The sequence below is a fragment of the Asaia sp. VD9 genome (assembly GCF_037150015.1).
Taxonomy (GTDB): Bacteria; Pseudomonadota; Alphaproteobacteria; order Acetobacterales; family Acetobacteraceae; genus Asaia.
Genome location: NZ_JBBCQM010000002.1, coordinates 276986 through 288554, shown reverse-complemented (window position 1 = coordinate 288554; position 11569 = coordinate 276986). Strand labels below are relative to the sequence as shown.

The window sequence follows — 11569 nt, the reverse complement described above, 5'->3', positions numbered from 1 at the left end:
AGCCGGTCAGCGCCCGGGATCCTCTCCCCGGACGGTCAGAACCCGTCCGGTGCGGCGCCCGAAGACTCGGCAATGGCCTCGCCTTCTTCCCGAAGAAATCCCACCAGATCGCCGCCTGCGGCGGCGCTCAGATCCCGCTCGCTGATCCCATCCAGTGTCGCCGCAAGGAGGCAGGCCTTTACAGCCTCCTCGGGGGTCCCCCATTGAACGTAATGAGCTTCGATCCAGCTATCGAGCCATTCGTCGATATCCTCGCTGGTCATACTCAGCGCGTCCCGAACAGACGGTCACCCGCATCACCCAGGCCAGGGCGGATATAGCCCTTTTCATCCAGACCACGATCGATCGAACAGGTCACGATTCGGACATCCGGATGGCGTTCAGTCAGACAGGCGACGCCCTCGGGGGCGGCGAGCAGACAGACGAAAATGATCTTGCGCACGCCGCTGGCCTTGATGCGATCAATCGCCGCAGCGGCACTATGACCCGTCGCCAGCATCGGATCGACCACGATGCACTCGCGATCGGCCACGTCATCGGGCAGCTTCATATAGTATTCGACGGCCTCAAGCGTATCGTGATCACGATACAGCCCGACATGTCCCACGCGTGCCGCGGGGATGAGGTCCAGCATACCGTCCAGGATACCATTCCCGGCGCGAAGAATAGAGACAAAGCAGAGCTTCTTGCCGGAAAGCTGGCGGCCTTCCATGGTTTCGAGCGGTGTCTGGATCTCGACAGGTTCGGTGCTGAGATCGCGCGTTGCCTCGTAGCACATGAGCAGGCTCAGTTCGCGTGTGAGGCGACGGAACCCCGCAGTCGAGGTGGATTCCTGACGCAGGCGGGTCAGCTTGTGCTGGACGAGCGGGTGGTCGAGCACGACCACAGAGGGAGGAAGGGCAGTCATGGCGCCATCCTTAGCGTCAAATCGTTGCGATGTCAGCTTGGTTCAAAGCGCAGCGCCACACCATTCATGCAGAAACGCAAACCGGTGGGCTTCGGCCCGTCCGGGAACACGTGACCCAGATGTCCCTTGCACTGCGCGCAATGCACTTCGATGCGTGTCATGCCGTGGGTTTTGTCCACGGTGGTTTCGGTCATGCCGTCACGCGGGCGAAAAAAGGACGGCCACCCGCTCCCGCTCTCATATTTCGTATCGGAATCAAAAAGCGGGGCGTCACATCCGGCGCAGTAATAGACACCCATACGCTTCTCGTCGTTCAGAGGGCTCGATCCCGGTCGCTCCGTACCGTGTTCGCGCAGAACGCGATGCTGCTCGGGTGTCAGAGGCAGGCTGCAACTCGGCGTCTGGATATCATCACTCATGAAGAGGGTCCTTTCTTCGGGCGAGCACAAACCCCTTGATCCGTCTCGGGATTGGCTGGTCAGAGGGCAATTCAACGCGCCGCATCCTCTGGGTTTGCCGAAATCTCTCTTTGTTTCGCTCCATTCTGCCTGACGCGCTCGACAAGCCGCGACAAAAACTCCGCCACGACCCGGCGCGGTTGGTGACGTTCGGGCTGCGCCGCATAGATGACACCAGGCGGCAAACGATAGCCGGGAAGAACCCGCTCAAGCGCGCCCGAGGCGAGAAAAGGAGCACAGGTCTCCAGACTTGCCGCCGTCACCCCGCTCCCGGCGCAGGCGAAATCGAGCCGCACAGGCGCCGGGGTCGCGACAACGCTCGCCTCAAGCGCAAAGGAGGTCGGTGCGATGTCATCGCCGATGGGGCACAGCATCCACTGCGTCTCTCCCGGACGCGCAAGACACGGCACGCCGTGAAGATCATCGGGAGACAGGAGCGGGCCGGTCCGCTCCAGGAGGGAGGGCGCCGCAAAAAGCCCAACCTCGTAGGAGCCGATCCGCCTGATACGATAGGCACCTTCCTGCATCTCCTCGCGCCTGTGGCTGAGAAAGATGTCGGCCTCCGCCCTGCGAAAATCCGGCAGCCCGACACTGGCCTCGAGCGAGACCTTAAGACCGGATGTCTCGTGCAGCATCGCGCGTATCACGGGGTTGACCCATCCCGTCAGAATCTCGGGAGGGGCCAGAACACGCAGAACGCCGCCATTCTGCTCCTCGCGGCAGATCGCCCTCACCCCCTCTTCAAGCGTGTCGAGCAGCGGGGTCAGGAAATGGCTCAGCCTCTCCCCTGCTTCGGTCAGACGCAGTCCTTCGCTGGCAGGTTCGATCAAGGCGACACCCAATCGGTCTTCCAGCCTCTCGAGACTACGGGACACGCTGGAGGCATGTATCCCAAGACGCTTGCCCGCATGGGTATAGTTCAGACTATCGGCAACAGCGACAAACACGCTGTATTCGCTACGACTCATGTCTGTGTTTATGCAAGTTTACCCTGCATTATTGCAAGTTTGACTGCGCCCTCGCCGCGTTATGATCAGGCCATCCAATCGGTGGGCAGCAGATCATCTGCCGCTCACGAATCGGGAGAAATATGATGATCATCGATGCCCTGCTCGACAAAGCCTCGACACGCCCGGCCGCCGTCATCGGCGCGGGAACATTGGGGAGAAGGATTGCGCTGATGCTGGCCGCGAAAAACGGTCAGGTTCTGCTTTTCGACACCAATCCGGCCGTACTCGATGCCGGTCTCGCTTATGCCCGCGAAACGCTGCCCTCGGTGGTGGCCGCAATTTCAGACGGTCAGGGCGGCAGGATCGAAGCCGCAGTCTCACTCGAAGCCGCTCTGGAAAATGCGTGGCTCGTTATCGAGGCCCTGCCGGAGAAACTCGACCTCAAGACGGCGATGTTTGGCAAGTTCTCCCGCGAGGCGCCTGCAGATGCGATCCTCGCCACGAATTCCTCCTCCTATCCCTCACGTCTGATGGTGTCGGAAGTGGCGGACAGGACCCGCGTGCTCAACACGCATTTCATGATGCCCCCCGAGCAGCGGGCGGTCGAATTGATGTCTTGCGGTGAAACAGGTGAGGGTCTGATCGACGGACTCGCACTCTACTTCAAGTCACTCGGCCTCTCGCCCTATGTGGCTCAGAAAGAGAGCATCGGCTTTATCGAGAACCGCATCTGGGCCGCAATCAAGCGTGAATCCCTGTGTGTGGCCGCCGAAGGGGTCGCAACACCGGAAGTGATCGATCGCATTTATTGCGAGACTCAGGGGACGCGCATGGGTCCTTTCCACGCCATGGACCGGGTGGGGCTCGATATCGTGCTGCAGATCGAAGAGCACTACGCCCAAGCCTACCCCAATCTGCCCGAAGCCCCGCGCCTGCTGCTGAGAAAAATGATCGCCGAAAATCGCCTCGGTATAAAAACCGGGCACGGCTTCTATAATTATGCGCCGAAAGGAACCCGGTCATGAACGCCCGTCCCCTTCTTTACACGCTGGAAGCCCATCCTGCCCGCATCACGGTCCTTCACGCCAGGACGGGCGCGGTAGTCTCCTGCATCGACGCCCAATGGGGCACTCCGGATGGGATCTGGGTCGATACCGACGCCGGCAAGATAACCTGGACCAATATGGGAGCCGATTACGACGCAGCCGATGGCACGATCGAACGTGCCGATCTGAACGGCACCCGGCACGAAGTGCTGATCGGTGATGGCAAACTCGTCACGCCCAAGCAGCTCGCCGTGGATCGGGAAGCAGGCTGGCTATACTGGTGCGACCGCGAAGGCATGCGGATCATGCGCGCGCGTCTTGACGGCAGCGAGGTCGAGACCCTGCTCGTCAGGGGAGCCTATCCGCAGGACCGTCCCGATGAATCGCGCCATTGCGTGGGTATCGCCCTCGATCTGAAGGCACGTCAGATATACTGGACGCAAAAGGGCTCCCCTAAAGGCGGCATAGGCCGCATCTTCCGTATGCCCCTCGATCTTCCTCAAGGCGTCGACCCTGCCTTGCGTGATGACATCACGCTGCTCGCCGATCATTTGCCAGAGCCGATCGATCTGCATGTAAGCCAGGATTCCACCCGCCTGTTCTGGACCGACCGGGGGGCACCGCCCGATGGCAACAGCCTGAATGTCGCGCATATCGATGAGAGCGGCCTGCATGCTCACAAGGTGCTGCTGCGTGGTCTCGATGAAGGGATCGGGCTCGCCCTCGACAAGGAGGAGAAAGAGGTTTTCATCAGCGATCTGGGGGGCACGATCCGGGTTTTCGATCTGAAGCACGAGACGTGTCGCATTCTCCGTCAACAAGCGCCCACGACCGGGATCTATCTCGTCGATTAGCCTTGCTTGCCCTCTCTCCAGACCGGGGGCCTCCCCACCCCGGCCGGAGCAGCCGGGGAACGAGCCCTTTATGCCGGTGCAATCGGTGCATCTGCAGGCAGGCCGAGATGCCCCGCTGGCGATCCTGGTTTCCCGCCGCCTCTGATCGGACAGGCGCGCAGGGCACAGACGCCGCCGCGCCATGACAGGAAGTTCAGCAAGAACAAAAAACGACGAGACGCTTCCCGTGGCAGTTCGCATATTCACTGAAATGCGGCATGGTGCGCGCAAATTTGCAGGAGGCTTTTCATGTCCGCATCCCTTCCCGGCACGCCCCGCCCGGTCATGCTCGTCATTCTCGACGGGTTCGGTGACAGCGCCATTCGCGAGGACAACGCGGTTGCCCTCGCCAACACGCCGAACTTCGACCGTCTCTGGGCCAGTTCTCCCCATGCCTATCTGAAGGCCTGTGGTGAGGATGTCGGCCTGCCTGAGGGGCAGATGGGCAATTCCGAAGTGGGCCATCTCAATATCGGTGCCGGACGTGTGGTCATGCAGAACCTGCCGCGCATCAGCCGTGCCGCGCGTGATGGCTCCCTGGCCAGCAACTCTGCTCTTTGCAGCTTCATCGACGCGCTCAAGGCGAGCAAGGGGACGTGTCACCTTGTCGGGCTGATCTCGCCGGGTGGCGTGCACGCACACATGGATCATGTGGTCGCCCTGGCCAAAATCGTGGCCGAGGCAGGTATCAAGGTAGCGGTCCATGTCTTCTCGGACGGGCGCGATACACCCCCGGATTCCGGCACGGGCTATCTGCGCAGTCTCGCCGCCGAACTGCCCGAGGGGGCTTTCATTGCCACGGTGAGCGGGCGCTATTACGCCATGGACCGCGATAACCGGTGGGAGCGCGTGAGCCTCGCTTATGACGCCATCGTCTCGGCAAAGGGCGAACATGCTGACGATGCACTGGGCGTTCTGCCTTCTCATCAGGCCAAGGGCGTGACCGACGAATTCGTGGTGCCCACCGTGATCGGCGATTATGCCGGGATGCAGGATGGCGATGGCGTTCTCTCGGCCAATTTCCGCGCAGACCGTATCCGCGAATTGCTCGATGCGATGGTCTTCCCCGATTTCGACGGGTTTGAACGGTCCAAAGTCGTGAAGCTGGCTTCTGTCTGCGGCATGACGGCCTATAGCGCGGCCCTCGCCCCCTTCATGAGCGTGATGTTCCCCAAGGAATCCATGGAGCACCTGCTGGGAGATGTCGTTTCCCAGGCAGGTCGCGCCCAGCTGCGCATGGCCGAGACGGAGAAATACCCGCACGTCACCTACTTCCTCAATGGCGGACGCGAGGCCGTATTACCGGGCGAAGAACGCATTCTCGTCGCCTCGCCCAAGGTAGCGACCTACGATCTGCAGCCGGAAATGTCGGCCCCTGAACTGACCGACCGTGCGGTCGAGTCCATCGAAAGCGGCAAGTTCGACCTCATCGTGCTGAACTTCGCCAATCCCGACATGGTGGGCCATACGGGCGTACTCTCAGCCGCCATCAAGGCGTGTGAGACCGTGGATACCGGTCTGGGACGCATCGTGGCAGCCATCGACAAGATGGGCGGCGCTCTGATCGTGACAGCGGATCACGGCAATTGCGAAACCATGCGCGATCCGGTGACGGGCGGTGCCCATACAGCCCACACACTCAACCGCGTACCGGTCATCCTGCATGGCGCTGCGGGTGTCACGACTATTCATGACGGCAGGCTGGCTGATCTGGCTCCAACCCTGCTCACCCTGATGAAGCTCGACAAGCCGGCGGAAATGTCCGGCAACTGCCTCATCAACGGCTGAGTCGTTCATGCCGGTCACGAAACCTGTCCTGACCGGCTTCTGCCTGCTCGCTGCCTTCTGTGTGCCGCGTCTTTCGGGCGAGGGCGCCGAAGGGTGGCACACCCAGCCCCGCCTCGTTCTGGGCCGCCTCAGCTTGGTCAGTCAGGCTGCCGCAGCCCACGCCCCCGTTAAAAAGCCTGCGGTATCGACCGCAAGCCAGCGCGCCCTCGACGCAGCAAAGCGCGACCGCGCTGCACTTCTCGCTCGCAAGGCGCGCGAGGCAGCGCTGATTGATGCCCAGCGCAAGGCCCAGGCCCAGGCCACACAGGATGCTGCCATCGAGGCCGATAAGGCGCGCCATTTCTCGGCCCTGACCGATCGGGCAGCCAACGAGTTGGCCGCCACCGAAAAGACAATCACCGCCCTCACAACGGATATCACGCGCCTGACCGCACAGCAGGAAGCGCAGCGCGTAGCGCTTGCGCGACGCCGTGCCAGTCTTCAGGCCATCCTGCCCGTTGCGCTCCGTCTGTCACGCTATCCAGGCACGTCTTTCGTGGCCTTGTCAGGTCAGGCGGACGATTCCGTTCAGGGTCTGAGTCTGATCGCAGGCCTGACACGCCTCACCGCGCGTCAGGCCGATGACCTGCACGGACAGCAGGCCCTGCTGGATCAGACGGCGCAGGAACTCGCCCAGCGAAACACCGCACTCGAAAAGGCCCGCGCCACCCTCGCCCGCCTGCGCGACGTCAATGCGCACAAGATGGATCAGGCGACCCATCAGCAGGAAGAGGCCGAGGCTCGCGCCAGGCAGGCGCGCGACGATATCGCAGCGGCGACAGCGAAGGCCGCAACGCTGGATGACGCCCTGAGCGCCATCGACAAGGTACAGGCCAGCTTGCGGGCGCGCATGGAAGAGGAGGCGCGCGCGCTGGAGCGCACCAATCAGAAGGCAAAAGCTGAGGCGATGTCGGCCCAGGCCAGAAAGCTCTCCGGATCTCATGGGCCAGGCGTCAGCCGCGACGGAGGACATAGCGGTGGACATGGGCCGGTTTCAGGCACCATCACGACCGCCTGGCATCAGAGCACCGAAAGCGGACCAGCAACGGGCCTTACCTATGCCGCCTCTGCGGGAAGCACCGTCAGCGCGCCCTGCGCTGGCCAGGTCGATTTTGCTGGTCCTTTCCGCTCGTTCGGTAACATGGTCATTCTCGATTGCGGTCGGCATTACCGCTTCGTGCTCTCGGGTCTGGGCGCGCTCTCAGTGTCCAGCGGGCAGGCGGTGGGCCGCCACGAAACGCTCGGCAGCATGGGCCCCGGAGGGGGAGCGCTCTTCGTGCAGCTCCGCTCGGGCAGCAGCATCATCGATCCGCGCCCCTATCTGTGAGGGAGCGTTGCGACAGGATCGCGGGGGAATGATCGGATCGCTCTTGGCGATTCTGCGTTGTTTCGACAGAGTGCATCAAGAACGCTATAGATTGAGCCTCTCCATTCAGGCAGGGACGCCTTATCAGCCCCCTGCCAACAGACAGACGCTAACAGGATCGGCTTCGGGGTATGCGCTCCGCACCGGATTCAAGGGATGAATTGCATGAAGCTCCGCACTGGTCTGCTGCTCGGAACGGCATTCCTGGCCGGAATCACCGCCGGTCCGACACTGGAAGCCGTCATGGCGCCAAGCCTTGGGCAGATGATCAGCAGCAAGGCTTTCGCCAAGGAGGTTGTTGCTGACCCCGATAATCACAGCGAGACCCTGCGCCTGCTCACCCTGTTCGGCACGGTGCTTGATCTGGTACGCGCCGAATATGTGGAGCCGGTCAGCGACAAGGACCTGATCACCAACGCGCTTGACGGCATGGTGGGCGGGCTCGATCCCCACAGCTCCTACATGAACGAAAAGCAGTTCAAGGAGATGCAGATCCAGATCAGCGGCAAGTTCGGCGGTCTGGGCGTGCAGGTTCAGCAGCAGAATGGCCATATCCGTGTGGTCTCCCCCATCGACGGCACGCCGGCCTCCCGTGCCGGGCTGAAGCCCGGTGACTACATCACCGAGGTTGACGGCAAGTCGCTCGAAGGACTGACACTCGATCAGGCCGTGACCAAGATGCGCGGTGACCCGGGTACCAAGATCACCCTGACGATCGTACGCGCCAAGGAGCCCAAGCCGCTCAAGGTCACAATGACCCGCGAAGTGGTGCATGTGCAGGTCGTGCGCTCATCGCTCTACGGCAATATCGGCTATATCCGCATCTCGGAGTTCGACGACGATACCGAGACCGCGCTGCACGAGGCCTATGACAAGCTCAAGGCCAAATCGGGCAACAAGCTTCAGGGTCTTGTGCTGGATCTGCGTCTGAACCCGGGCGGCAAGCTCGATCAGGCCATCGCCGTCAGCGATGATTTCATCCCCGAGGGCGAGATCGTCTCGATCCGCGGCCGCCATGCGGAGAACAATCGCCGCTGGGATGCCAAGGGCACCGACATCACCGGCAAGCTGCCGATTGTCGTGCTAATCGACGGCGGCTCGGCCTCTGCCTCCGAAATCGTGGCCGGTGCGCTGCAGGATCATCGGCGCGCCGTCCTGGTGGGCGAGAAATCCTTTGGCAAGGGCTCGGTCCAATCCCTCATTCCCGTTCCCGGCCATGGCGCGGTGCGTCTGACCACGGCACGCTACTATACGCCCTCGGGTCGCTCCATCCAGGCGCTGGGCATTGCGCCCGATATCGTGGTGAAGGAGAGCAAGGACGACGATGGCTACGGCTATCGTGAGGCCGATCTCGCCCATATCATCACCAATACGGGCGGCAACAAGAACAAGGCTCCGGCCCGTACGGATCTGCCAGCCATCTCGGGTAGCATCCCCCATGCACCCGCCGATAACTGGCCGCGTTTCGACCCGGCTAAGCCGGCCACCGACTTCCAGCTTCAGCAGGGGCTGCGTGTGGTCCGTGCCATGGCCTCCCTCCCCGATGAGGCCCTGCCGCTCGGCCAGCCTGCCGCCGATAAACCGGCAGACAAGAAGGTGGATAAGCCAGCCTCGCCGCCCGCAGCACCTCCGGCGGCGCAACAACCGACGCCCCCGCACCAGTGAACCGTATCACGGTTATCTCTCCCGGCCCCTCCCAGAAGGGGCCGGTTTCTTATGGACTCCCCGCCATGATCGATCCGCAGACCCTTCCCTATCGCCCCAATGTCGGCATCATGCTGTTCAATCGTGAGGGTGCCTTGTTTCTGGCCAGACGCACGGACCTGCGCGATGTGTGGCAATGCCCCCAGGGCGGTATCGACGATCATGAATCTCCCGAGGAAGCCGCGATCAGGGAATTGCGCGAGGAGACAGGACTACGCCACGGCGCGATATTGGGAAGCTATCCGGGTTGGCTTTCCTACGACCTGCCCGCCCATCTGATCGGCAAGGCACTCCACGGCCGCTATCGTGGCCAGACGCAACGCTGGTTCGCCATGCGCATGACCGAGCCGGACACGGCGATCGACCTTGCCGGAGACGGAACGGAGCCCGCCGAGTTCGACAAATGGGAATGGGTGGCACCCGATGAGGTGCTCCGCTTCAATCTGGGGTTCAAGCGCGCCCTGTATGAGCAAATCCTGCCTACACTCTCTGCCCTTGCCCCGCCCCTCCCGGCAGAAGACTAAGCGGCGGCCATCCGACCGTCCCGGTCGGGCCTGAATGGGCCCCTCACAGGGCGGCTTCGGTCATACCGGCTTCGACGGGGGCCAGATCAGGTCCCTCTACGAGGTCAAGGGACTGGTTACGCACCAGACGGGCATAAAGTCCCCCCTGTGCCTGCAATTCGGCATGCGTGCCGAGTTCGACCGCCGCCCCGTCGCTCATAACGATGATCAGATCGGCGCTTTTCACGGTCGAGAGACGATGCGCCACGATGATCGTGGTACGGTCGCGTCGCAGGTCGGACAGGGTCGCCTGTACTTTCGCCTCGCTCTCGGAGTCGAGTGCACTCGTGGCCTCATCGAGCAGAAGGAGGCGCGGATCACGCAGCAGGGCGCGCGCCAGTGCGACGCGCTGCCTCTGCCCCCCCGATAGTCGCTGGCCGCCGGGGCCGACGCGCGTATCGAGCCCCATGGGCAGGGTGTCTGCAAAATCCACCGCCGCCGCGAGGGCGGCGGCTTCGACCTCGGCGCGGCTCGCATGCGGGCGACCGATGCGAATATTATCGAGCACCGACATGTCGAAGAGCGTCGTATCCTGACTCACATAGGCAATCGCGTCGCGCAGATCGTCCAGTCCGAGGTCGCGCAGATCGACCCCATCCAGCAGGATCTTGCCGCTGCTCACATCATGAAGCCGGGGGATGAGCGAAAGCGCTGTCGACTTGCCTGCGCCCGAAGGGCCGACCAGCGCTACCGTCCAGCCGGGACGCACGTCGAAGCTGAGCGCTCGCAATCCGGCACGCCCATCCGGATAGACGAACCCGACCTCCTCGAAGGTCAGACGCCCATGGCCCGGCGGCAGGCTGCGCGCATCCGCGCGTTCCGCCACGGCGGGCGGCTCGTCAATGACGGAGAAGACGCGCTCCAGCCCGCCCAGCCCTTCCTGAAGCGCGGCGTTGAGCGAGCCCAGAGCCCTGAGCGGACGGGATGCCGCAAAAAGCGCGGCGATGAACGCGGTGAAGTCACCCAGCGTGGCCCCGCCCATGGCGGCGCGCCATCCGGCAAAACCGAGTACGGCAGCAATAGCCGTTCCGCCCAGAACCTCCAGCACCGGATCGACACGGGCGCGCCCGCGCGAAATACGCCAGAACGCCTTGTGCAACAGGTCGAGAGAGTGATCCACGCGACGGGATTCGCTCTCTTCCATGCGGTAGACCCGCACCTGTCGCGCGAGGGCAAAACTCTCATTGAGGAGGGTCGCGGTTTCGCCAATCTGCTCCTGCATACCCCCCGAAGCGCGACGCACCCGCTTGCCCAGTTTCTGGATCGGCACGGCAGCAACAGGATAGAGCACCAGCGCGATCAGGCTGAGCTCCCAATCGGTGTAGATCATCGATGCCACCAGCCCGACCACCGTCACCACATCGCCCAGCGCGTTGACGGCGCGGATCATGGCCTCACGTATCGAGACGGCATCGGTCGTGAAACGCGCCGCCCATTGTGCGGGCGCCTCCTTTTCGATGCGGGCAATGTCAGTGCTCAAGGCGTGAGAGAACATGCGTGATTGCAGGCCGCGAATGACCACCAGAACCAGACTCTGGACCGAGAGGGTCTGACCATATTGCGTGGCAGCCTTGAGCCCTGTGACGAGTACGACCAGAGCGGGAACCTGGTAAAGAATACGCGGATCATGTACCGCGAACATATCGACGGCACGCTTGATCACCAGCGGATAGAGCGCTGTCAGCCCGGCCGTCAGAACGGTCAGTACGACCACGCTGGCCAGACGACCGACATGCTGGCGCACTTCCTCGCACCAGATACGGAAGAGCATCTGGCGCCCCTGCGCGCCTTGAGGGTCTATGCGTCGCAATTGGGGCTGATTTGCGGGCTGCGCTGTTTTCATCCCTGCCGTTTA

At 62.7% G+C, this 11569-nt stretch carries 11 protein-coding genes; 6 read left to right on the top strand and 5 right to left on the bottom strand.

Translation table 11 applies throughout. The annotated features are described in order from the left end of the window. Positions 1-35: 35 nt before the first annotated feature. The 4 genes from WFJ47_RS03710 to WFJ47_RS03695 all read right to left on the bottom strand — a co-directional run bounded on the left by WFJ47_RS03710 (position 36) and on the right by WFJ47_RS03695 (position 2333). Complete coding sequence (locus tag WFJ47_RS03710) at positions 36-263, bottom strand: hypothetical protein (RefSeq protein WP_336760918.1); 228 nt, start codon at positions 261-263, stop codon at positions 36-38. 2 nt (positions 264-265) lie between these two features. Then, on the bottom strand, positions 266-907 hold the full coding sequence (gene upp / locus WFJ47_RS03705; protein WP_127100388.1) for a uracil phosphoribosyltransferase: 642 nt from the start codon (positions 905-907) through the stop codon (positions 266-268). Positions 908-939: 32 nt separating this feature from the next. Then, positions 940-1326, bottom strand: a complete 387-nt coding sequence (msrB, locus tag WFJ47_RS03700; protein ID WP_336760916.1) for a peptide-methionine (R)-S-oxide reductase MsrB — start codon at positions 1324-1326, stop codon at positions 940-942. Between the two features lie 71 nt (positions 1327-1397). Beyond that, positions 1398-2333 carry a LysR family transcriptional regulator gene (locus tag WFJ47_RS03695; protein WP_336760915.1) on the bottom strand — a complete coding sequence of 312 codons (936 nt, stop codon included), beginning with the start codon at positions 2331-2333 and terminating at the stop codon, positions 1398-1400. A 122-nt stretch (positions 2334-2455) separates the two neighbouring features. Between WFJ47_RS03695 and WFJ47_RS03690 the strand changes: the two genes are divergently transcribed. From WFJ47_RS03690 to WFJ47_RS03665, 6 genes are all read left to right on the top strand, one after another. Beyond that, positions 2456-3340 carry a 3-hydroxyacyl-CoA dehydrogenase family protein gene (locus tag WFJ47_RS03690; RefSeq protein ID WP_336760914.1) on the top strand — a complete coding sequence of 295 codons (885 nt, stop codon included), beginning with the start codon at positions 2456-2458 and terminating at the stop codon, positions 3338-3340. After that, complete coding sequence (locus WFJ47_RS03685; RefSeq protein ID WP_336760912.1) at positions 3337-4215, top strand: hypothetical protein; 879 nt, start codon at positions 3337-3339, stop codon at positions 4213-4215. The genes WFJ47_RS03690 and WFJ47_RS03685 overlap by 4 nt, the downstream gene beginning before the upstream one ends. Before the next feature lie 288 nt (positions 4216-4503). Next, positions 4504-6042 (top strand): 2,3-bisphosphoglycerate-independent phosphoglycerate mutase, encoded by a 1539-nt coding sequence (gene gpmI / locus WFJ47_RS03680; RefSeq protein WP_336760911.1) that lies wholly within the window; start codon positions 4504-4506, stop codon positions 6040-6042. Between the two features lie 7 nt (positions 6043-6049). Beyond that, positions 6050-7408, top strand: coding sequence for a peptidoglycan DD-metalloendopeptidase family protein (locus WFJ47_RS03675; RefSeq protein ID WP_336760909.1), 1359 nt, complete (start codon positions 6050-6052; stop codon positions 7406-7408). 204 nt (positions 7409-7612) lie between these two features. Continuing rightward, the gene (locus WFJ47_RS03670; protein WP_127100400.1) at positions 7613-9112 is read left to right on the top strand and encodes a S41 family peptidase; all 1500 of its coding nucleotides are present in this window, start codon (positions 7613-7615) and stop codon (positions 9110-9112) included. Positions 9113-9177: 65 nt separating this feature from the next. Beyond that, entirely contained in the window at positions 9178-9675 is a 498-nt protein-coding gene (locus WFJ47_RS03665; RefSeq protein ID WP_336760907.1) for an RNA pyrophosphohydrolase, read from the top strand. Between the two features lie 43 nt (positions 9676-9718). On the opposite strand, the gene WFJ47_RS03660 is transcribed toward WFJ47_RS03665, so the two are convergent. After that, positions 9719-11485 (bottom strand): ABC transporter ATP-binding protein, encoded by a 1767-nt coding sequence (locus WFJ47_RS03660; protein WP_336761170.1) that lies wholly within the window; start codon positions 11483-11485, stop codon positions 9719-9721. Positions 11486-11569 lie beyond the last annotated feature (84 nt).

Excerpts from the sequence above, each read along its gene's own strand:
- WFJ47_RS03660 (WP_336761170.1), bottom strand. The coding sequence starts at position 11,485 with ATGCTCTTCCGTATCTGGTGCGAGGAAGTGCGCCAGCATGTCGGTCGT.
- WFJ47_RS03670 (WP_127100400.1), top strand. The coding sequence starts at position 7,613 with ATGAAGCTCCGCACTGGTCTGCTGCTCGGAACGGCATTCCTGGCCGGA.
- gpmI (WP_336760911.1), top strand. The coding sequence starts at position 4,504 with ATGTCCGCATCCCTTCCCGGCACGCCCCGCCCGGTCATGCTCGTCATT.
- upp (WP_127100388.1), bottom strand. The coding sequence starts at position 907 with ATGACTGCCCTTCCTCCCTCTGTGGTCGTGCTCGACCACCCGCTCGTC.
- WFJ47_RS03690 (WP_336760914.1), top strand. The coding sequence starts at position 2,456 with ATGATGATCATCGATGCCCTGCTCGACAAAGCCTCGACACGCCCGGCC.
- WFJ47_RS03665 (WP_336760907.1), top strand. The coding sequence starts at position 9,178 with ATGATCGATCCGCAGACCCTTCCCTATCGCCCCAATGTCGGCATCATG.
- WFJ47_RS03695 (WP_336760915.1), bottom strand. The coding sequence starts at position 2,333 with ATGAGTCGTAGCGAATACAGCGTGTTTGTCGCTGTTGCCGATAGTCTG.
- WFJ47_RS03675 (WP_336760909.1), top strand. The coding sequence starts at position 6,050 with ATGCCGGTCACGAAACCTGTCCTGACCGGCTTCTGCCTGCTCGCTGCC.
- msrB (WP_336760916.1), bottom strand. The coding sequence starts at position 1,326 with ATGAGTGATGATATCCAGACGCCGAGTTGCAGCCTGCCTCTGACACCC.
- WFJ47_RS03685 (WP_336760912.1), top strand. The coding sequence starts at position 3,337 with ATGAACGCCCGTCCCCTTCTTTACACGCTGGAAGCCCATCCTGCCCGC.
- WFJ47_RS03710 (WP_336760918.1), bottom strand. The coding sequence starts at position 263 with ATGACCAGCGAGGATATCGACGAATGGCTCGATAGCTGGATCGAAGCT.